Source organism: Mycolicibacterium diernhoferi, from assembly GCF_019456655.1.
Taxonomy (GTDB): Bacteria; Actinomycetota; Actinomycetes; order Mycobacteriales; family Mycobacteriaceae; genus Mycobacterium; species Mycobacterium diernhoferi.
On sequence record NZ_CP080332.1, the window covers coordinates 119869 to 140395 of the forward strand.

General features: G+C 66.8%; 19 protein-coding genes. 9 read left to right on the plus strand and 10 right to left on the minus strand.

Annotated elements, in window-relative coordinates:
* Positions 1–29: 29 nt before the first annotated feature.
* Both K0O62_RS00555 and K0O62_RS00560 read right to left on the minus strand, forming a co-directional pair.
* Positions 30–356, minus strand: a complete 327-nt coding sequence (locus K0O62_RS00555; protein ID WP_131817465.1) for a hypothetical protein — start codon at positions 354–356, stop codon at positions 30–32.
* Positions 357–419: 63 nt separating this feature from the next.
* Positions 420–3812, minus strand: coding sequence for a pyruvate carboxylase (locus tag K0O62_RS00560; protein WP_073859138.1), 3393 nt, complete (start codon positions 3810–3812; stop codon positions 420–422).
* A 465-nt stretch (positions 3813–4277) separates the two neighbouring features.
* Here K0O62_RS00560 and K0O62_RS00565 point away from each other — a divergent pair, with 465 nt between their 5' ends.
* The 7 genes from K0O62_RS00565 to K0O62_RS00595 all read left to right on the plus strand — a co-directional run bounded on the left by K0O62_RS00565 (position 4278) and on the right by K0O62_RS00595 (position 10176).
* The gene (locus tag K0O62_RS00565) at positions 4278–5654 is read left to right on the plus strand and encodes an NAD(P)/FAD-dependent oxidoreductase (RefSeq protein ID WP_073859067.1); all 1377 of its coding nucleotides are present in this window, start codon (positions 4278–4280) and stop codon (positions 5652–5654) included.
* Positions 5655–5758: 104 nt separating this feature from the next.
* Positions 5759–7126 (plus strand): NAD-dependent succinate-semialdehyde dehydrogenase, encoded by a 1368-nt coding sequence (locus K0O62_RS00570; protein WP_073859068.1) that lies wholly within the window; start codon positions 5759–5761, stop codon positions 7124–7126.
* A 36-nt stretch (positions 7127–7162) separates the two neighbouring features.
* On the plus strand, positions 7163–7453 hold the full coding sequence (locus K0O62_RS00575; protein WP_073859069.1) for a DUF1330 domain-containing protein: 291 nt from the start codon (positions 7163–7165) through the stop codon (positions 7451–7453).
* A 145-nt stretch (positions 7454–7598) separates the two neighbouring features.
* Positions 7599–7946 carry a cupin domain-containing protein gene (locus K0O62_RS00580; protein ID WP_073859139.1) on the plus strand — a complete coding sequence of 116 codons (348 nt, stop codon included), beginning with the start codon at positions 7599–7601 and terminating at the stop codon, positions 7944–7946.
* A 373-nt stretch (positions 7947–8319) separates the two neighbouring features.
* The gene (locus tag K0O62_RS00585; protein ID WP_073859070.1) at positions 8320–8706 is read left to right on the plus strand and encodes a winged helix-turn-helix transcriptional regulator; all 387 of its coding nucleotides are present in this window, start codon (positions 8320–8322) and stop codon (positions 8704–8706) included.
* Positions 8703–9227: a PaaI family thioesterase gene (locus tag K0O62_RS00590; protein WP_073859071.1), complete on the plus strand. Its 525-nt coding sequence runs from the start codon at positions 8703–8705 to the stop codon at positions 9225–9227. The genes K0O62_RS00585 and K0O62_RS00590 overlap by 4 nt, the downstream gene beginning before the upstream one ends.
* A 28-nt stretch (positions 9228–9255) precedes the next feature.
* Positions 9256–10176: an NmrA family NAD(P)-binding protein gene (locus tag K0O62_RS00595; RefSeq protein ID WP_073859072.1), complete on the plus strand. Its 921-nt coding sequence runs from the start codon at positions 9256–9258 to the stop codon at positions 10174–10176.
* A gap of 97 nt (positions 10177–10273) precedes the next feature.
* On the opposite strand, the gene K0O62_RS00600 is transcribed toward K0O62_RS00595, so the two are convergent.
* From K0O62_RS00600 to K0O62_RS00610, 3 genes are all read right to left on the minus strand, one after another.
* Positions 10274–12421 (minus strand): DNA gyrase subunit A, encoded by a 2148-nt coding sequence (locus tag K0O62_RS00600; RefSeq protein WP_073859073.1) that lies wholly within the window; start codon positions 12419–12421, stop codon positions 10274–10276.
* A gap of 20 nt (positions 12422–12441) precedes the next feature.
* Positions 12442–14475 (minus strand): toprim domain-containing protein, encoded by a 2034-nt coding sequence (locus K0O62_RS00605; RefSeq protein WP_073859074.1) that lies wholly within the window; start codon positions 14473–14475, stop codon positions 12442–12444.
* Between the two features lie 107 nt (positions 14476–14582).
* Complete coding sequence (locus K0O62_RS00610) at positions 14583–15758, minus strand: YihY/virulence factor BrkB family protein (RefSeq protein ID WP_234800276.1); 1176 nt, start codon at positions 15756–15758, stop codon at positions 14583–14585.
* 450 nt (positions 15759–16208) lie between these two features.
* Here K0O62_RS00610 and K0O62_RS00615 point away from each other — a divergent pair, with 450 nt between their 5' ends.
* Together K0O62_RS00615 and K0O62_RS00620 are read left to right on the plus strand one after the other, a co-directional pair.
* Positions 16209–16529 carry a hemophore-related protein gene (locus K0O62_RS00615; protein ID WP_264002389.1) on the plus strand — a complete coding sequence of 107 codons (321 nt, stop codon included), beginning with the start codon at positions 16209–16211 and terminating at the stop codon, positions 16527–16529.
* Between the two features lie 37 nt (positions 16530–16566).
* A complete protein-coding gene (locus K0O62_RS00620; RefSeq protein WP_073859075.1) occupies positions 16567–17043 on the plus strand; it encodes a hemerythrin domain-containing protein in 477 nt (158 codons plus the stop codon).
* A 16-nt stretch (positions 17044–17059) separates the two neighbouring features.
* On the opposite strand, the gene K0O62_RS00625 is transcribed toward K0O62_RS00620, so the two are convergent.
* From K0O62_RS00625 to K0O62_RS28835, 5 genes are all read right to left on the minus strand, one after another.
* Positions 17060–17911: a cation diffusion facilitator family transporter gene (locus K0O62_RS00625; protein ID WP_073859141.1), complete on the minus strand. Its 852-nt coding sequence runs from the start codon at positions 17909–17911 to the stop codon at positions 17060–17062.
* Between the two features lie 65 nt (positions 17912–17976).
* Positions 17977–18819, minus strand: a complete 843-nt coding sequence (gene ygiD, locus K0O62_RS00630) for a 4,5-DOPA-extradiol-dioxygenase (RefSeq protein WP_073859142.1) — start codon at positions 18817–18819, stop codon at positions 17977–17979.
* Positions 18820–18904: 85 nt separating this feature from the next.
* Positions 18905–19555 (minus strand): trimeric intracellular cation channel family protein, encoded by a 651-nt coding sequence (locus K0O62_RS00635; protein ID WP_073859076.1) that lies wholly within the window; start codon positions 19553–19555, stop codon positions 18905–18907.
* 12 nt (positions 19556–19567) lie between these two features.
* Positions 19568–20236: a hypothetical protein gene (locus K0O62_RS00640; RefSeq protein WP_131830423.1), complete on the minus strand. Its 669-nt coding sequence runs from the start codon at positions 20234–20236 to the stop codon at positions 19568–19570.
* A gap of 139 nt (positions 20237–20375) precedes the next feature.
* Positions 20376–20510, minus strand: coding sequence for a hypothetical protein (locus tag K0O62_RS28835; RefSeq protein WP_097933680.1), 135 nt, complete (start codon positions 20508–20510; stop codon positions 20376–20378).
* Between the last annotated feature and the right edge of the window lie 17 nt (positions 20511–20527).

Sequence of the window (20527 nt, forward strand, 5' to 3'; positions counted from 1 at the left end):
CGGTCGGTTTCACGGCGTGGATATCGTCACTATTCTGCGTGCACAGGCCGGGGGCTCCGAGGCCGAGGCGTCGCGACCAGTCGGGCCGAGTGGATGCGATGGGTATTGTCGATCGCTTCGTCGAGGAGCGCGCTCACGGCGGTGCCGTATTCGTACACCCTGATGACCTCGGCCAGTCGCTGTGCGGATGCCGCTGTGATCGGCTCCCGCTCGCGGACCACCGCGGTGAGGATGTCGTGCACGGCCATCTGGTGTTCCCCGATCGCCAGATTGATCGAAACCGCATGCCATTCAGCCACCGTCAAGCATTGTCGGTGACAGGCGAGCAGCTCCCACGCGACCTCGGTCTCGGACACGGACGTCACCCGCAGTACCTCCTCAGAGCGTCGGTGTCCTCGTCGAGCAGTGCAGCGCGCATGTCATGCCAACTCGACCAACAGGTCGCCACCGTCGACCTGGGCGGTGGCGGTGACGGCGACCCGGGCGACGGTGCCCGCCTTGGGGGCGGTGATCGCGGCCTCCATTTTCATCGCTTCGATGGTGGCAATCGTCTGGCCGGTTTCGACCGCGTCACCCTCACTGACGGTGACGGTGACGACACCGGCGAATGGTGCGGCCACGTGGTCGGGGTTGGTGCGGTCGGCTTTTTCCGCGGTGGGCACCGCCGAGGCGATACTCCGATCGCGCACCAGTATCGGACGGAGTTGTCCGTTCATGGTGCACATTGCGGTACGCATTCCCCGTTCGTCAGGGTCGGATACCGCTTCCAGCCCGATCAGCAGTTCGACACCCTTCTCCAGTCGCACCCGGTGTTCGTCACCCTGACGCAACCCGTAGAAGAACTGATTGGCACTGAGTGAGCTGGTGTCGCCATAGGTATCGCGGTGGGTCTCGAACTCCTTGGTCGGACCGGGGAACAGCAACCGATTCAGTGCCGCCTGGCGCTTGCCGCCCGGTTGCGCCAGTACCGCCTCGTCCTCGTTGGACAATTCTCGTTGCGGCCGGGCCGCGCTGCGGCCGTGTAACGCCTTGGTGCGTAGCGGCTCCGGCCATCCGCCGGCCGGATCACCGAGCTCACCGCGCAGGAAGCCGATCACCGACTCCGGGATGTCATAGCGGTCGGGGTCGGCGGCGAACTCCTCGGCGCCGATGCCGGCGCCGAGCAATGCCAGGGCCAGGTCGCCGACCACCTTGGAACTCGGGGTCACCTTGATCAGTCGGCCCAGCATGCGGTCGGCTGCCGCGTAGTTGCTCTCGACTTCCTCGAACCGGTCGCCGAAGCCGAGTGCGATCGCTTGCTGGCGCAGGTTGGACAGCTGCCCGCCGGGGATCTCATGGGTGTACACCCGCCCCGTCGGCGCGGAGGGCCCGGCTGCGGCAACATCGAAGGGACCGTAGACCTTTCGCAGCGCTTCCCAGTACGGCTCGAGGTCGCACACGGCTTGCAGGTCCAGCCCGGTATCACGGTCGGTATACGCCGCGGCCGCGACGATGGAACTCAACGCGGGCTGACTGGTGGTGCCGGCGAGCGGCGCGGACGCACCGTCCACGGCATCGGCACCGGCGGTCCACGCCGCGAGATAGGTGGCCAGCTGTCCGCCGGGGGTGTCATGGGTGTGTACGTGCACCGGTAGGTCGAACCGTGATTTGAGTGCGCTCACCAGCGTTGCGGCCGCAGCGGGCCGCAGCAGGCCGGCCATGTCCTTGATGGCCAGCACATGTGCACCGGCCTCGACGATCTGCTCGGCCAGACGTAGGTAGTAGTCCAGCGTGTACAACGATTCGACGGGATTGGACAGATCCCCTGTGTAGGACATCGCCACCTCGGCCACTGTGGTGTTGGTGGCGCGGACCGCATCGATGGCCGGTCGCATCGAGTCGACGTTGTTCAGTGCGTCGAAGATCCGGAAGATGTCGACGCCGGTGCTAGCGGCTTCGTCCACGAACGCCGTGGTGACGGTCTCTGGGTAGGGGGTGTAGCCCACGGTGTTACGGCCGCGGAGCAGCATCTGCAGGCAGATGTTCGGCATGGCCTCCCGCAGTGCGGCCAGGCGTTCCCAGGGATCCTCCTTGAGGAACCGCAGTGCGACATCGTAGGTGGCCCCGCCCCAGCACTCGACCGACAGCAGCTGCGGCATCATCCGCGCCACGTAGGGTGCGACCGTGAGCAGGCCGTTGCTGCGCACCCGCGTCGCCAGCAACGACTGATGCGCATCACGGAATGTGGTGTCGGTGACGCCGAGTGCCGGTGAGTCCCGCAGCCACCGCGCGAATCCCTGCGGGCCCAGGTCGGTCAGCTTCTGCTTACTGCCCGCGGGCGGTGTCGCGCGCAGATCGATACCGGGAAGCTTGCTGCTGGGGTACACGGTCGACGGCCGATCACCATACGGCTTGTTCACCGTCACGTCGGCCAGGTAGTTCAAGATCTTGGTGCCCCGGTCCGCGCTGCCATGCGTGGTCAACAGTTGCGGCCGCTCGTCGATGAAGCTCGTGGTGATCCGACCGGCGACGAAATCCGGATCTTCCAGAACCGCCGCCAGGAAAGGAATGTTGGTCGACACCCCGCGGATCCGGAACTCGGCGACCGCGCGGCGCGCCCGGCGTACCGCGGTTTCGAAGTCGTACCCCCGACACGTCAGCTTCACCAGCATGGAGTCGAAATGCGCCGACACCTCGGCGCCCACATGAGCACCACCATCCAATCGGATACCGGCACCACCGGGCGAGCGGTACGCCGTGATCCGCCCGGTGTCCGGCCGGAACCCGTTGGCCGGATCCTCGGTGGTGATCCGGCACTGTAGAGCGGCGCCGTGGGTACCGACCCGGTCTTGGCTCAAGCCGAGCTCGGCCAGCGAAGCTCCCCCGGCGATCCGGAGTTGGCTCGACACCAGGTCGACGTCGGTGATCTCCTCGGTGACGGTGTGCTCGACCTGGATACGGGGGTTCATCTCGATGAAGACGTGATTGCCCCGCTCGTCGAGCAGGAACTCCACCGTGCCGGCGCAGCTGTATCCGATCTGGCGGGCGAACGCGACGGCGTCGTCGCAGATACGTTGACGCAGAGTGGGATCCAGGTTCGGGGCGGGGGCGAGCTCGATGACCTTCTGATGCCGGCGCTGCACGCTACAGTCACGCTCGTACAGGTGGATGACATTGCCGTAGTTGTCGGCGAGAATCTGCACCTCGATATGGCGTGGATTGATCACCGCCTGCTCGAGGAACACGGTGGCGTCACCGAATGCTGCCGCAGCCTCCCGGCTGGCGGCCTCGATGGCGTCCCTCAGCTGCTCCCGTTCGGCAACCCGGCGCATTCCGCGGCCGCCCCCGCCGGCGACCGCTTTGACGAATACCGGGAACTGCATGTTCTGTGCCGCCGCCAGCAGCTCATCGACATCGGCGGAGGGCGCGGTGGAGTCCAGCACCGGCAGTCCGGCCGCCCGCGCGGCGGCGATCGCGCGCGCCTTGTTCCCGGTGAGTTCCAGCACCTCGGCGGAGGGGCCCACAAAGGTGATTCCCGCTGCGGCGCACGCCGCCGCCAGTTTCGGGTTTTCCGAGAGGAATCCGTAACCCGGGTACACGGCATCCGCGCCCGAAGCGACAGCGGTGCGGACGATCTCATCGACGGCCAGATAGGCCCGGACGGGATGGCCCACCTCGCCGATCTGGTACGACTCGTCGGTCTTCAGGCGGTGGACCGAGTTGCGATCCTCGTATGGATAGACAGCGACCGTGTCGACACCGAGTTCGTACGCTGCTCGGGAGGCCCGAATCGCGATCTCACCGCGATTGGCGATCAAAACCTTGGAGTACATCAGGGTCACCTCTGCTGCTCTGGGTATGAAGTGGGTGGCGGGCTTGGCGGAGCGGGTATTCACACTGCTCGATGTGCGATCGGTGGGTCGTGGCCACCGAGGTGTCATTGTCGATCGACCCACAAGGCGAGGGCTGTTCAGTCAGGAGTTCGAACAACTGGGTCAATTGACTAAGTTGAGATATTCAAGCACGCGACCAGTGCTGTCAAGAGATTCGGAACCAGATTTTCTTGTCGGCTGGAGTTTCCATCCCCGCAGTCCGGGGGGTTTTCGGATCGCTTGACACCGGATGCGCTGTGCGGCATGGTATGGGTCATCGACCTGAGTCATATGACCAACTTCAAATCGCGCGTCGGCGTGCGAGGTGTTGCCTCTTTGTCTCGCAGGCGAGTCTGCCAACGGGGTGTTGCCGTCAGCGCCCCGAGCGTTCGTGAATCACCCGCCACTCGTTAGAGGAATCAAAGAATGAAGCGCGGAGAAATCTCATTCTGGTTGACGCACCCCGGTGCCCCGACCGCACCGCCGACTCAGACGCTCGCGCGAGATATCGACTGCGACGTCGCCATTGTGGGTGGCGGCCTGTCCGGACTGTGGGTGGCATGGGCACTGGCGCAGGTGCGGCCCGAATTGTCCGTCGCGGTCCTGGAGGCCGAGTGCCTCGGGTTCGGGGCCTCCGGCCGCAACGGCGGCTGGATGTCGGCAAAGCAGGTCGGCGTCCGTCGGGCGTTGGCCCGAGGCGCCGGCGGCGCGAAGGCCGTCACCGATATGCAGGACCGGCTCGCGAGTGCCTGTAACGAAGTGGTCGACATCCTGGGTGCCGACGAAATCGATGCTCGTCGAGGTGGCTGGACCCAACTCGCCCGGTCGGCGAGTGAGCTCCGTCGTGCCGAGAACTACGTCGCCGAGTCCCGCCGGTGGGGCCTGGACGAATCCTCGATTCGTATGATGTCCGCCGAGGAAACCTACGAGCGCATTCACGCGAGCGGGATCGTGGGTGCGATTCACAGTCCGCACAATTACTGCGTCGACCCGGTCAAGATGGTGTTCCGGCTGGCGTCACTGGCCATCGATGCCGGCGCAGCGGTATACACCGGCGCACGCGTGACGAACATCGAGCCGGGACAACTGACGGTCGGACCGCACCGGGTCAAAGCTTCCCAGATCGTGGTGGCAACCGAGGGTTATACCGCTGCGCAACCCGGTCAGCGGCGCCGCATGCTGCCGCTCAACAGCAGCATGTTGGTGACCGAGCCCCTGACCCAGGATCAGTGGGCGAGGGTGGGATGGGACCACCACGACGGGGTGTCTGCCACCGCGCACACGTATTTTCATAGTGAACGTACGCCCGATGGCCGGATCGCCATCGGTGGTCGCGGCAGGCCCTACCGCTTCGGGTCGCGAACCGATCGAAACGGTATGACCGACGAGGCCACCGTGCGGTCTCTGATGCAGGTCATCGAAGATCTGTTCCCGGGGTTGGGCGCCCGGCCGGCGCACGCCTGGTGCGGTGTCATCGGGGTGACCCGTGACTGGTCGCCTTTCCTCGACTACGACTCGGCCGGACAGGTGTTGCGGATGGGTGGTTACGCGGGGCAGGGACTGACGGCAAGCTACCTGGCGGGCCTGGCCGCCGCCGACCTGCTGACGGGGCGCAAGAGCTTCCTGTCCACATCCGCCTGGGTCCGTCCGGTTCCACGACGCTGGGAGCCGGAACCGCTCCGGTGGATCGGTGCCAACGGCTTCTATCTCGCCTACTCCCTGGCCGACCGTCTGGAAGCCCTCTCCCGTTCGGACCGAACGTCGAGGATTGCACGCATCGCCGACAAGATCGCCGCCCGCTGACCGGACGACTGTCCGAACATCCACCACATCCCAATGCCCACAGCGCTACTGGCCAATGACCACGCTTTCGTCATCGCGGCAGTAGAGAAGGAGAAACACGAGTCATGACCACCTATGCCGTCACCAACCCGGCCACCGGCGAGACCCTCAAGGGGTTCCCGGGTATCACCGACGAGGATCTGGCCACCGCCATCGGCCAGGCCGCCTCCGCCCAGGCCGCGTGGAGTGCAAGCAGCATCGCCGAGCGCGTCGAGGTGCTGCGCAAGGTCGCCGCGATCTACGACGAACGAGCCGAAGAACTCGGCGCGATCATCAGTCGTGAGATGGGTAAGCCGATCGGATCGGCCATCGGAGAGGCCCAGTTCTCGGCGTCGATCTACCGCTACTACGCCGACAGCGCCGAAGAATTCCTGGCCGACGAGCCGATCAAACTGCGGGGAGGTAGCGGCACCGGTGTGATTCGGCGCGCGCCACTGGGCGTCGTGCTGGGCATCATGCCGTGGAACTACCCCTATTTCATGGCGGCGCGTTGTGCGGCACCGAACCTGATGATCGGGAACACGGTCCTGCTGAAGCCGGCCCCGCAGTGCCCTGAATCCGCCGCCGCGATCGAAGCGGTGTTCAACGACGCGGGTCTCCCTTCGGGCGCGTACACCACCATCCTGGCGTCCAACGAGCAGATCGAATCGGTGATCGCCGATCCGCGCGTGCGCGGGGTCTCGCTCACCGGATCCGGACGGGCCGGCTCCGCCGTGGCGAAGCTTGCGGGAGAGCACCTGAAGAAGGTCGTGCTCGAACTCGGTGGTTCGGATCCCTTCCTGGTGCTGTCGACCGACGACATGGACTCGCTGGTGACCAAAGCTGTCGCAGCGCGTATGTACAACTCCGGGCAGGCCTGCAACGCCGCGAAGCGCTTCATCGTCGCCGACCACCTCTACGATGAGTTCCTGGAGAAGTTCGTCGCCGGGATGTCGACCTTCACGCCCGGTGATCCCTTCGATCCCGCCACCAAGCTCGGGCCCCTCTGCTCCGTCGAGGCTGCGGAACGGCTTGAAGCGCAGGTGAATCGGGCTGTCCAGGAGGGTGCGAAAGTCGAGCTCGGCGGACAGCGCGACGGAGCCTTCTTCCCGCCGACGGTATTGACCAATGTCCGACGTGACGGCAGTGCGTACGCCGAGGAGTTCTTCGGGCCGGTCGCGCAGGTGTTCCGGGCCCGCGATGAGGCCGAAGCCGTCGAACTGGCCAATGACACGGAGTTCGGACTCGGATCGTTTGTGTTCACCGATGACCCCGTCCAGGCCGAACGCGTCGCCGACCAGATCCAAGCAGGCATGGTGTACATCAACACGGTCGAGGGTGAAGGCCCCGAGGTGCCGTTCGGCGGGGTGAAGAACTCCGGCTACGGGCGGGAACTCGGCCGCCTCGGCGCCGAAGAGTTCGTCAACATGAAACTCGTCCGTACCGGCGCCTGACCCGCCTTACCGGCACCCGAGAAGGAGAAACGGCCGATGAGCCGAGCATTTGTGCTGTTCCAACTGCAGATCGATGACGCCGACGGTTACCGCGAGTACGAAGCGGCAGACCACATTGCGATGCTGAAAAAGTTCGACGGCACGTTCATCGGAGCGGATGCCGCCGCGGAAGTCCTGGAGGGGCAGTGGCCCTATCGGACGGCGCTGGTCGAGTTCCCCAGTAAGGAACTGGCGCATGCGTGGTTCGAATCCGAGGAGTACCAGGCGGTGGCCGGGCTTCGCCACCGCTCAGCCAAGTCGAATGTGGTAATTATCTCCGGGGTCTAGCCGTCGATCAAAGGGCGTTCTTGACGGGAGGCGATCTCGTCCAGAACCCCGGCGATGAGTCCTCTTCTTGCGCGACCAGTTCGTGATGAAACGGCCCGGCGTTCATTTCCGACCCATCGAGTTCCAAATCCCTGAAAGGATGAACATGCCTGCACTGGTCCATATCTCGGCATCCTCCGCACGCGATAAGCTCACCCCGATGGGCCCGCGCGTCGGAGCGGACGCCGGTGACCCGCAGATCCGCCAGCTCCCGGTAGAGACCGGCACCGGGGCGAAGGTCGGTATCTGGGAGTGCACCCCGGGCAGCTACAGGGTGGACGTCAAGCCGGCCAGTGAGACGTGCTACGTGATCGAGGGCAAGGCCGTCTTGGAGGACGACGAGACGGGATCACGATTGACCATCACCGCCGGCGACTTCGTGACCATGCCGAAGGGATGGTCGGGCCGGTGGACGATCGAGGAGACTCTCCGTAAGGCCTACACCACCTTCTGAACCGGTCCAGCCGTGCGTTGACATTCCGGTATCGCACTGCACCAACGGAACACGCTGTTGGCCGGCCTGGCTTTCTCGGTCAGATCCTTAGCCTTCTTACCGACCCGCGGTGAGTTGTTCGCCTAAGGCTTTTCTCGTTTGCGACCACCGCCCAGGCCACCAACCGCGCGAGCATCGGAAAGCTGCTCAAACTTTGGAACGGCGCGCTGGCGGCCATCCACGACGAACGGACTCACTGCCCTGGGCCGGTTGTGGCCTCCCGCGTCGTAGCCCTACGGTCCGGAAGTCCCGTTCGGTGGTGTGAAGAACCCACTTCATCGGCGCCTCGGCGATAAGGGTTTGAATTTCAAACCGACTGTGCCATGATGGGGCTATGACCAGTTCCCGCCTCGCCGAACTGCCCGGACGGCCGTGCCCGATCGCCGCCGCAATCGAAGTGGTCGGTGAGCGGTGGTCGCTGCTCGTCGTGCGCGAACTCCATTTGGGCGCAAGGACATTCAACGAGATCGTGGTCGGTACCGGTGCACCCCGTGACCGCGTAGCCGCCCGGCTGAAGAGCCTGATGGAGGCCGGTGTCGTCGAGCGCGTCGAGTACCAGAGTTCGCCGCAACGCTTCGAGTACCACCTCACCCCGTCGGGCGAGGAACTCGCGCCCATTCTCACCGCACTGCTGAAGTGGGGGCTCAAACACGTCGTCGCACCCGACGACCCGGACCGGGAGGCCTACCGCAGCGCGACCGCGACCAGGGGGCAGGGGTGACTGCAGAACCCGTCACCGACAGAAGCCGGTGGGGTGAAACCCGATCCCGCACGGTCACCTGGCACGATCCCGCTCCTGGCACCGCGGTCGGACTGTCGATGCCGGGACTGGACTACCTGCGCGCGATGCGCGACGGGGCCCTGCCGCCCCCGCCGATCGCGGCGCTCATGCAGACCGAGATCGTCGAGGCCGAACACGGCCGGGTGGTATTCACTTGCAGCCCCGATGAATCCGTCTACAACCCGATCGGATCGGTGCACGGCGGCCTGGTCTGCACGCTGCTCGACTCGGTACTCGGTTGCGCACTGCACAGCACGCTGCCGCAGGGCAAGGGGTACACCTCGGTGGAGATCAAGGTCAACTATCTCAAAGCAGTGCGGCTGACCAGCGGTCTACTCACCGCGACCGGATCCGTCGTGAAATCGGGTGCACGGGTGGGATTTACCGAAGGATCGATCACCGACGAATACGGCGCGGTGGTGGCCACTGCCTCCAGCACGCTGCTCATCTTTGATATCTAGCGACACTCGACAGACAGGAACGCACGGGATGACCAATCCGATCCTGATCATGGGCGCCACCGGCCGGCACGGAAACACCGGTGGATACCTGGTGCGCCGGCTACGCGACCAGGGCCGCGCCGTCCGGGTGCTGGCCCGCACCCGCAGCGAGCGCACCGAGGAACTGGCCGAACTCGGCGCAGAGATCGTGCTCGGCGATCTCACCGACCGGCGCAGCCTGCTACCGGCCCTCGCCGATGTGGACCTGGCGTACTTCACCTACCCGATCGCCGCCGGGGTGGTGCCGGCCGCGGCCAACTACACCGCCGCAGTCCGGAAGGTGGGAAGATCACCGCGCACGGTGGTGATGTCGATGGGACCCGCCCACCCGAACCATCCCAGCGACCTCGGCCGGGCCCAGTGGCTGGCCGAGGAGATGATGCAGTGGGCCGGTCTCGATGTGCTGATTCTGCGCGTGACGGCGGTGTTCCACGAGAATCTGCGGGTACTGCACGCACCGACGGTGCGTGACCGCGGAATCCTGCGCAGCTCCTTCGGGGACAACCCAGTGCCCTGGATCAGCGGGCGTGACGCCGCCGAGCTCGGTTTGGTGGCTCTGCTGCATCCGGAACGGTTCGCCGACACGGTGTGCTACCCCAGCGGCAACGAGATGTTCTCCTATGCCGACATCGCCGATCTGATGACCGAAACGCTGCAGACGCCGGTGCGCTACGAGCCCGTCGACGCCGCGCAGTGGCGAGCCGACCTGATCGATCTTGCCGCCGACGGAGCTGATCCCGTGGTCAATGTGGAGATGGCCCAGCATATTTCGTCGGTCGGCGGGATGGTGGCCGCGCGAGGGGCGGTCGCCTCGGCCGAGCAGGCCGATGATTTGCGCCGGCTGATCGGCCGGGATCCGTTGACCCTGCGCGAGTTCCTCGCGGACAACCTGGCGGCGTTCGCGTCCTGACGCCGTGGCGCCGGACGCGAGATCCGCGGTCTCGCCTTCTATGGCGTTTGTTATAACCCACGGCGAGCTGCAGCTATAACGATCGTCATAGCACGGCCTACTCCGCCGGGGTCACATCCACACCGGACCCTTTGATCGAGGCCTTCGCCCGGTTCTCCGCGCGCACCGCCCTCTTGCCGCGCACGTATCCGGTCGCGGAGACCGTCGCCGCCAGCAGGACATCCTCGCCCTTGACGAACGGGTGGAACCCGACGCCGGCGCCGCCGCGGCCCTTGACCGGGATGTCGGCGACGTCGGTGACCTTCCAACTCTTCTCCGACAGCGACAGGATCGCCTCGCCGTTGGCGCACGAAATCGGCAGCGCGGCAATCACTTCATCGTTCTGGTCACCGCCGCTCGCAAGCTTCACTCCGGCCACGCCGTTGCCGGCCACACCCTGCGGGTTCACCGCGGCCGGGTCGATGCGCAGGATCTTGCCGCGCCGGGTGACCAGGGCCAGGTGATAGCCCTCGGGCAGCATCCCGGAACGCAGCAGCCCGGTGATGTCCGGGGCGACCGGGATGTCGCGGATCTTGTACGGCAGACCACCGCCGGTGGTGAACTTGATCCGGCCGTCGGTCCACACCGCCCAACCCAGGCCCGAGCTGAGCAGCTCGCCGTGGCTGTCGGAGAACACCCCCCGGTCATCAAGACGCCAGGCGGCGTTGACCTTTCGCTCACGCGCCCCATCCTCGCCGGCCCCGGCCGTCACCGGGGTCGCCTCGAAGTCCAGCACGGTGCGCCGGTCGTACTCGGGTCCCTTGAACAGTTTCGCGGTCTCCACGAGCTCCTTGTCGATCACCACCCGGCGCGCATCGGGGTTGGTCACCAGTTCGGTCAGCTCGGCATACTCGGCGTCCAGCTTCTCGGCCTCGGCCTGCAACTCGATCACGTCGAGGCGGGTCAGGCGGCGCAACTGCAGGCTCAGCACGTAATCGGCCTGCTCGGCATCGATCTTGAACCGCTCCTGCAGGCCCCGGCGGGCGTCGTCCACGGTGTCGGACGATCGAATGATCGCGACGGCAGTATCAATGTCAAGATGGATCAGCATCAGGCCGGCCACCAGGTGCCGGCGCGCGGCGACCTTCTCCAACCGGTACTCGCTGCGGCGCAACACCACCGAATCCCGCAGGTGCAGGAACGCGACGATCAACTCGCGGACCGACCACCAGCGCGGCACCCGGTTCTCGTCCAGGGCGACCAGGGAGGCCGCGAACGTCGACTCCAGCGGGGTCAGCGCCAGCAGTTGGTCGCGGATCTGCTCGGCGCTGTGGCCGCGCTTGGCGGTGACCACGATCCGTAGCCCGTTGCGGCGATCGGTCAGGTCCGACATGTCGGCCACGCCGGACATCTCCCCGGACTCCACCAGGGCCCGGATCCGTTCCTGCACAGTGTTACTGGCCACGCCGGGCGGAAGCTCGGTGACGATGCAGTTCTTGCCTTCGACGGTCACCGTGCCGCGCACGGTGAACTGGCCGCGCCCGGTGGTGATGTACTCGCGCAGGCCGCTCTCGCCGATGACCCGGGCCCCGCAGCCCCAGTCCGGGCCCGGGATGAGCTTGACCAGGCGGTCGTCGGTCATGTTCGGGGTCTTCAGCAGGGCGCGGCAGGCCGCCATGATCTCGCGCGGGTTGTGGGCGGGCACCTTGGTGGCCCAGCCCTCGGCGATACCCATCGCGCCGTTGCACAGCAGCACCGGCCACTGCGCCGGCAGCCAGGTCGGCTCGGTCCACTCACCGTCGAACGTCGGCACCATCGGCACCGCGTGGCTGTCGAGTTCGGCGGTCAGCGCCGCGCCGGGAGCGGACAGTCGCATCTCGGTGTAGCGGTCGGCGGCCGGGATGTCGCCCTGGATCCGCGGGAAAGCGCCCTGTCCGTCAATGACTTTCACGCGCTGGAACTCGGCGGCCATCAACGCCGCCGCGCCGTACATCGACGCGCCGCCGTGCGGATGCAGGTTGCCGGTGACCGCGGAGCACACCTTCGAGGACTTCTGCGGCTTGTTGCCGGGCAGCAGCTTCGAGTCGTGCATCTGGTACAGCAGCCGGCGCTGACCGGGCTTGAGCCCGTCGTAGGCCGACGGGATGGCGCGGTCGCTGACGCTGTACAGCGCAAACGTCAGCTGGTATTGGTTCCAGTAGTCGTCGGCGCTCTGGTCGAGCACCAAGTCGGGGTTCTGCTCGGGAACGTCCAGGGTGGCGGTCACAGTCTTCTACCTACGATCTCTCAAGTCAGATCCAGTGCGGAGGTGTCGATGCGGGAGGCCACGTCGGCCATCCACGTGCGTCGGCCCTCGGGCGGCCCACCGAACAACGTGTGATGCAGCTTCTTCTCGCCGTCGTCGAGGTGAACCCGGATCACGGTGCGCCGGTGCGGATCCAGCACCGTGTTCCAGAAGTCGTCGGCGTCCATCTCACCGAGACCCTTGTTGCGCTGCACCTCCACCCGCTTCTTGGAGTTCTCCTTCAGGCGGGCCACCGCGGCGTCCCGCTCGGATTCGTCCTGGCAGTAGATCCGCTCGTCGCCGTTCTTCACCACGAAAAGCGGTGGCAGTGTCACGTACACCATCCCGGCCTCCACCAGCGGACGGTAGAAGTCCAGGAACATCGAGATCAGGCTGGAGTTGATGTTGCCGCCGTCGGGGTCGGCGTCGGAGGCGAACAGGATCCGGTCATACCGGCACAGTTCCGGGTCGCAGTTGTCGCGTACCCCGCAGCCCAGGATGCGCTCGATCGAGTCGAACTCGTCCTTGCCCCGCGCCTTGCTCAGGGCATACCCGTAGACGTTGGGCGGCTTGCCTTTCAGCGGGAATGCGGCCTGGAAGGTGGCGTCCCGCGCGGCCTTGATGGTGCCCAGCGCCGAATCGCCCTCGCAGAGGAACAGTTCGGCGCCCGAGCCGCGTCCGGACTCCCGGCTGGGCAGCAGCTTGGGTGGCAGCGACAGGTTGGTACCCAGCCCCTTGGCCTTCGAGGCGGCGCGGGCGCGGGCCTTGGCGCCCTCGGCGCTGCGCCGGGCCCGGGCGGACTCCAGTGCCAGCTTCGTCCACAGCGTGACGGTGTCGTTGTTCGCGGGGTTGGCCGCCCAGATCGTCACGCTGCGCGCTACGTCCGGGGCCATCGCCACATTCAGTGAGCGGGACGACACCGCGGTCTTGGCCTGGGAGTCCCACGCCACATCGGGAGCACGGGTGTCCACCGCCAGCGCGGTCACCGCCACGAAGTCCTGCGGCTCCGGCCCGTCCTCGCCCTTGGCCAGGCCCAGGTCCCGGATCCGGGAGGCGCGGTCGGCCAGCGCCTCGGACAGGCCCTTCATGGCGGCCGTCAGATGCGAGCCGCCGCCGGGGGTGCGCACCGTGTTGCAGAACGCGGCGATGGTCGCCGGCTCGGCCGGCCCCGCCGTCAGTGACCAGCGGAAAGGCGTCGGTCCGCGGCCGGTGGTGTACTCGCCGCGGCCCTCGACCACGGCGCGGACGCCGGGCGCCGGGGTGCCGGCCGCCGAGCACATCAGATCCAGCAGCGTGTCGGTGCCCCACGGGCCGCTGAACGGCTCCAGCAGGGCCGGCGGGACCTCGTCACCGGGCCAACCCTCGTCGACGACGACGAGGTGTACACCGGGGGACATCCGCGCCGCGGCATGCGCGCGCAGCAGCACCTCGCCGACATCCACGCTGGAATCGGGCACCACGGTCGGGTCGAACAGGATCCGCACGGTGGTGCCGTGCGCGTTGGGCTTTCGGTTGCCGACACCACGCAGGCTCTGGGTGTCGACGCGGGTGAACGGGGCGTCGGGGTCGAACTCGTCACCCTCGAACACGCCCGGGTAGCCGGCGCCGAAGCTCTGCAGGTAGGTCTTGCCCGCCCGGCGCACCGTGACGTCGGTGCGCGCGGAGATGAATACCGCTGCCGCAGCGCCGATTCCGTTCAGGCCGGCGCCGGTGCTGGCCGCGTCGGTGTGCGCGGAGAACTTGCCGCCGGCGCGTGCGGTGCCCAGCGTCTTGACGATGCCGTTCTTGCCGGTGGTCGGGTCGGTGTCGACGGGCAGGCCGCGGCCGTCATCGGCGACGCTGACCGAGCCGTCGGTGTGCAGGGTGATGGTGACCGTGGACCCGCCGTGGCCGGGGACGGCGACCTCTTCGATGGCATTGTCGACGATCTCCCGCAGGGCGGTGTTGAGCACATCGAGCCCGAGGTTCACCGCCGGCCGCAGGCGGGTGTGCTGGACATCGTCGAGCTCGGTGATGTCGGCGGCGGTGTAGCTCACTGCTGGGTTCTCTCCGTCGGGGCCAAGGGGGGTGCCGGAGGAATGGTAGTCGGCCGAGCTGACATCCCCGTGCATCCATGCGGGAGGTGCAGGGAGAACGTCTCAGGTCAGCCGGTGCTGTGCTGGTCATCACTGTGACGCCCGCGGGACTCACGCAGAACCCGACCCTGCCGGACGTCGGCTTCCTCCTTGGCCCGGTTCTTCGCCGAGACCCGGTCGTCCCGGGCCGGTAGCTGAAGGACGCGTTCGGCGGCGATACCCGCCTGGAGCTGGCGGCCACGCTCGAGCTCGGCGTCCAATTCGGCGCCGAAGAGCAAAGCCAGGTTGGTGATCCACAACCACAGCAGGAACACGATCACCCCGGCCAGCGCACCGTAGGTCTTGTTGTAGCTGCCGAAGTTGGCGACGTAGAACCCGAACCCGACGGAGGCGAGGACCCACAGCAGGATCGCCACGGCCGCTCCGATGCTGATCCAGCGGAACTTCGGCTGCTCGACGTTGGGCGCCGCGTAGTACAGCACGGCGACGGCGCCGACGACCAGGACCAGGATGACGGGGAAGCGGGCGATATTCCAGGTCGTCTGCGCGGCGGGGCCGAGCCCGGCGACGTCGCCGATCGCCGCCGCGATCGGCCCGCTGACCGCAAGCATGAACGCGACCGCCGCCGCGGCCACCAGCCCCACGAAGGTGAGCAGCAACTGGATGGGGCGCAGCTTCCAGACCGGGCGGCCTTCGTCGACCTCGTAGACCCGGTTCATCGCACGCCCGAACGCGCCGATGTAGCCCGACGCCGACCACAGTGCGCCGGCGACGCCGATGACCAGCGCGATCCCGGCCGACGGTGCTTCCACCAGCTGTTGGATCGGCCCTCGCAGCGTGTCGACCGCGGACGACGGGCCGAGGTCCTCGACGATCTGCAGGACCGCGTCGGTGGTGCGTTGCCCCTGGCCGAAGACCCCGAGCAGGGAAACCATCACGACCAGCGCCGGGAACAGGGACAACACGGCGTAATAGGTCAGTGCCGCCGCAAGATCCGTGCACTGATCGGAACTGAACTCCCGGGCGGTCTTGCGCAGGACATACGACACCGACGGCTTGGTCAGGTCCGCCGGCGAATCCGGCTTGGACGGATCTTCGGGATCCGGCGCTTCACGATCTGCGGCAACTTCGCTGGGTTGCTCTCCGGAGTCCGGACTGCACTCGTCGGTGTGCGACCCCGACACCCGCCTGCCGATGAGGACACCGGCCGCAAGCCCGCCGGTCGCGGCGATCAACGTCTTCATGAGGAGCTCTCCTCGTAGTCGGCCGTCGGGTGCATGGACAGAGGGCATGCCCGCAGGAGGACGGGGCGAAACGGTCGGGAGTGGGCGTTCGAGGGCGTCGGCCCGAGGGGACCGTGAAGCGATGGTCCAGACTGCAACGTGGGGGCTGTTAATAACATGTGTGTAATTCACTGTTTCGGCTGTTCAGCAGCCTAGTTGCCTGTGGATGGATGGAACCGTGGCCCGTCCCGACAAGCCTCGACCAGACGGCCGGCGAAACGATGTCCACCGTCCACGGCGTGCCGGTGGGCAGGTGATGTTTCGGCCTCGGGGTTTCCGGAAACCCATGGTCGTCGGAGGCTCGGCAGGGAGTCTCGGCAATGAGGAGGAGCGATGACAGTACGAGTGCGACGCGACCGTGCCCGTCTCCCCAGGTTCGTGGCAGCCGTAGGCGCCGCCGGGATGTTGGCGATGGCGTCGGCAGGGGTTGCGAGTGCGGAGCCCGCACCGGATCAGTGTTCCCCGGCTGCGATGATGCGAGCGCAGGCCGGGGCGATGACCCGGATGGCGGACTATCTGGACTCACACCCCGATGTCGAGCAGGTGTTCACGGATGCCCGCGGGCGGGCCACCCCCGAGGAACGGCACGACGTGATCGAGACCTACGTCGACGCCCATCCCGATGTGGCGACGGCCCTACGAGACATCCGTCAGCCGGTTCGGGATCTGCGTACCAACTGCGGGCTTCCCATGCATCCCGGCATGGATGGCGACACGGACGACATGGAATAGGTCCGATGGGCGACGGTCAGTAGGTGCGGGGCTGGGGATGTGCCAATACTGCGGCTGCCGGGACCTGCCGTTGCTGCGCGATTTCATCGCCGAACACGAGCGGGTACTGAATTGCGGCGGCGAGGCGGTGCGCGCGCTGGATCGCGGGGAGTTCGGGCAGGCACGCGAGATGGTGGCCGCAATGGCCGACGAGTTGCGGTCGCACTGGCGCGGGGAGGAGCAGGGCCTGTTCGTCGTGATGGCCGCCGCCGACGACCTGTACGTCGATTACATCGACGCGCTGGTGCGCGAGCACCGGGACCTCGAGGCGCTGCTGGAAACCGTCGACCTGTCGAATCCGGATGGTCAGGAGCAGATCCGTACGGCGGTGTCCGACCTGTATGAGCACATCGCCAAGGAGGAGGACGGGTTGTTCCCGGCCTCGCTGACCTCTCTGGACGGCGAGCAGTGGGATACGGCGATCTCTGGCTGGGAGGCAGCGCACCCAGGCGAGCACATGATCGGGTTCGGTTGACGCTTCACGGCCGACGCTATCGCGCAGATGTGCCCGCAGGTTCCACGTGGATGAACGTCTCGGTGTGCGGAAGAGCCGCGTCGATGTCGGCTTCGAGCCGGTCCGCGAGGTCGTGGGCTGCCTGGACGGTCCACTCGCCGGGTACGGCGACGACCACGAACACCAGGCGCTGCCGGCCGGATTCGACCGTGCGTAGCGGTGCGAACTTGACCGGGTACTCGCTGCGGTAACGGTCGAGGACCGCGTCGACCGCGGCGTGATCCTTCTCCGGGAGGGCGGCGCTGAGCAGGCTGCTCATCGAGCCGCGCAGCAGCCGGTATCCGGTCCAGAGGATGTTGATCCCGACCGCCAGCGCCACCAACGGATCGAGGGGATACCAATTCGTCAGTGCGACAAGCGAAATGCCGACGATCACGCCGGCCGAAGTCCACACGTCGGTCAACAGGTGCTTGCCGTCGGCGATCAGGGTCATGGACCGGTGCCGGCGGCCTACCCGTAAGAGGGTGAGCCCCACGGCGAGGTTGATCCCTGCCGCGGCAGTGGACAAGACCAGACCCAGCCCGGGCTGGACGAGCGGCGCGGGGCTCATCAGGCGCTCGACGGCGCTCCAGATGATCGCCGTGGCTGCCACGAAGATCATCGCGCCCTCGACCAGCGCCGAGAGGTACTCGGCCTTGCCGTGACCGAAGTGGTGGTCGGCGTCGCGTGGGCGGGCCGCCACCCGCAACGCCCACAGCGCCACCACCGCGGCAACCAGATTCACCCCCGATTCCAGGGCGTCGGACAGGAATCCGACCGAACCGGTGACCACCGCGGCTCCGGCCTTCAGCGCCATGGTCGCGATCGCCGCCGCCAGGCTCAGCAGCATGAACCGCGACAGCAGACGGTGCTCCTGCTGTTTGGACAACGGAATCGCAGTCACGCCGGCCGGCCTCAGATGTTCGACGCGTCGGCGGGCACGTGCGGGACCAGTCGAGATGCGGAGAACTCCGTGCCGGTGGCGACCGGAGTCGGCAGCCCCAGCGTGTAGGCCGTCATCGACAGCGACCCGTAGGCGTAGCCGTCGACGAGAATGTCCACGTCATCGGCGGAGGAGGTGGCCAGTCCGGCCAGGTACAGCCACGGGATGAAGTGATCCGGTGTCGGTACCGCGGCACCGAAGTCGGCGTGACCGTCGAGCGTCGCGGCCTCAGCCGGTGCCGAGAGGATCAGCGACTTGGCGTCCTCATCGAACCGGCGGGCCCAGTCGTAGCCGGTGTCGAGGTTCCAGTCCATCGCGCGCAGATTGTGCACGACATTGCCGCTGGCCACGATCAGCACGCCACGCTCGCGCAGCGGTGCGAGCTTGGCGCCCAGCTCGAGGTGGTGGTCCAGCGGTTTGTCGGCGTTGATCGACAACTGCACCACCGGTATCGACGCGTCCGGGAAGGCGTGCACCAGCACCGACCAGGTGCCGTGGTCGATACCCCAACTGTCCAGATCCGAGCCCACCCAGGTGGGATGAACCACCTCGCTGACCTCCTCGGCCAGTTCCGGCAGCCCCGGTGCGGGGTACTGCACATCGAACAGTTCAGCTGGGAAACCGTAGAAGTCGTGGATCGTGCGCGGTCGCGCCATCGCGGTGACCGCCGTCGCGTTGATGCACCAGTGCGCGCTGATCACCAGGATCGCGCGCGGACGGCTGACCCGCCGGCCGAAGGCTCGCCAGGCCGCGGTATACCGGTTCAGTTCCAGGGCGTTCATCGGGCTGCCGTGTCCGATGAACGCCGCCGGCATCAAGGGCGTCTGGTTCGCGGCAGTCACGAGACCTCCCGGACGTACTGCATGAAATCAGCTTGGCACCTTCACGGCCGCCGCGCTCTCACATCCCCGGCTCCGGAGTGCCCCTGGACTGCCCGGGTGGGCGAGGGGCGTTGAGCTGGTAGCGGACCCCGAGCATCCTGATGACGAAACACGCCGTCACGGCCCCCATCGCGGCGGGCAACCCGTAGGTGTCGGTACCGAGGGCGGCCACCGTGATCGCGGCGGCCACCAGTGCCGGGATCGCATAGAGCTCACTGCGCAGCACCGTGGGAACCTGCCCCACCATCAAATCGCGGATGGTGCCGCCGCCCACCGCGGTGATGACGCCGAGCGCGACGGCGGGCCCGGCCCCGAGTCCGGCGGCCACCGCCTTACTGGCCCCGATGACGGCGAACACGCTCAACCCGACCGCGTCGAGCGTCGTCAGGGACATCTCGAACCGTGCCAGCGGGCGATTGAGCACGAAGGCGATGAGCGCACCGGCCAACGCAAGGGTGAAGTAGGGCCAGTACAGAAAGGTCGCCGGAGGTATGGCGCCGATGAGGATGTCGCGGATCACGCCGCCGCCCAGTGCGGTCATCATGCCGAGCGTCACCACGCCCACCACGTCGAGATGCGTGGCGCGCAACGCCGTCAGGGCGCCGTTCAGCCCGAACACGAACGTGCCGGTCAGGTCCAGCGCGAACAACAGCGGCGGCGGGGTGTCCACCCGTTCTGCCTATCACGGACCGCAGGGCGACAGCGGGACCTGGGGTACAGGGCCGTCAGCCGGATGCCCGCGGTGCCATTCGACCGCCCGTGCGGCCGTCCGCGGCACCTCGTCGGCATGGTCGATCAGTGCATAGCGCGTCACCAGGTTCTGCAGACCGTTGATCGCGCATTCGTAGCCGACGCGGTGCAACAGCTGCCGAATCCAGCTGACCACTCGGACCCGCTGGCCGAAGGACAGGTGCCGGGCATCGCAGACCACGAGCAGCCGGCGCGGGCCCGTCCTGAGCGCGACCGCGACCGTCGAATCGCAGACATCGTTCTGGTGCAACCGCGCTCGTCGCTTGGACGCCGCCAGACGATGACCGGAGAACATCGAATCAGCACGGGTCTCGTCGAGGATCAGGACGATCGAGTCGGCCGCGTCGTCTGCCTGCTCGACCGCCGTATCCCCGTGCAGGGCCACCACGCCGTCCTGGTCGAAGGCGGCGACGAAGGCGTCGATCAGTTCCGCCTGACGGCCGAGGATGATCACCGGTGGATGGTCGGGCGCTCGCATGCTCACGAGGTCCTCCTGCTCTGGGTTGCCGCAGACCGAAACGATGTACGCGCTTTTCCGGTCCCGAAAAAGCGCATACATCGAACGGTCCGAAAATAAATCGGAATCAATTGCGGCCGACAATTCGGCACGCCATCAATGCGACTACCGCGAAAAAACAGAAAAGTGGTGCGGGAGTGGCGAGCAGAGCGGGGGAGACCGCGCACCGACGTGGGACGGTACGTCCACCCGTCGGCGACTTAAATGGGTCCTTACCAGGACCTCAGGCGCGCTCGGGTCGCTTGCGGCGGGTCTGGGTGAGCGCGTCTTCGGCGGCCTTGGCGCGTTTCAGGGCGCGCCGTTCCTTGATGTCCATGGCGGGCTTTTTTGCGACGCGATTCGGGGATTTATCAGCCATTTCCTGCGCCTTTCTTG

Coding starts and splice junctions, on each gene's coding strand:
- K0O62_RS00620 (WP_073859075.1), top strand. CDS start 16,567: ATGTGCCAATACTGCGGCTGCCGGGACCTGCCGTTGCTGCGCGATTTC.
- K0O62_RS00625 (WP_073859141.1), bottom strand. CDS start 17,911: ATGCTGCTGAGCCTGGCGGCGGCGATCGCGACCATGGCGCTGAAGGCC.
- K0O62_RS00570 (WP_073859068.1), top strand. CDS start 5,759: ATGACCACCTATGCCGTCACCAACCCGGCCACCGGCGAGACCCTCAAG.
- ygiD (WP_073859142.1), bottom strand. CDS start 18,819: ATGCCGGCGGCGTTCATCGGACACGGCAGCCCGATGAACGCCCTGGAA.
- K0O62_RS00560 (WP_073859138.1), bottom strand. CDS start 3,812: ATGTACTCCAAGGTTTTGATCGCCAATCGCGGTGAGATCGCGATTCGG.
- K0O62_RS00585 (WP_073859070.1), top strand. CDS start 8,320: ATGACCAGTTCCCGCCTCGCCGAACTGCCCGGACGGCCGTGCCCGATC.
- K0O62_RS00615 (WP_264002389.1), top strand. CDS start 16,209: ATGGCGTCGGCAGGGGTTGCGAGTGCGGAGCCCGCACCGGATCAGTGT.
- K0O62_RS00595 (WP_073859072.1), top strand. CDS start 9,256: ATGACCAATCCGATCCTGATCATGGGCGCCACCGGCCGGCACGGAAAC.
- K0O62_RS00565 (WP_073859067.1), top strand. CDS start 4,278: ATGAAGCGCGGAGAAATCTCATTCTGGTTGACGCACCCCGGTGCCCCG.
- K0O62_RS00580 (WP_073859139.1), top strand. CDS start 7,599: ATGCCTGCACTGGTCCATATCTCGGCATCCTCCGCACGCGATAAGCTC.
- K0O62_RS28835 (WP_097933680.1), bottom strand. CDS start 20,510: ATGGCTGATAAATCCCCGAATCGCGTCGCAAAAAAGCCCGCCATGGAC.
- K0O62_RS00610 (WP_234800276.1), bottom strand. CDS start 15,758: ATGAAGACGTTGATCGCCGCGACCGGCGGGCTTGCGGCCGGTGTCCTC.
- K0O62_RS00575 (WP_073859069.1), top strand. CDS start 7,163: ATGAGCCGAGCATTTGTGCTGTTCCAACTGCAGATCGATGACGCCGAC.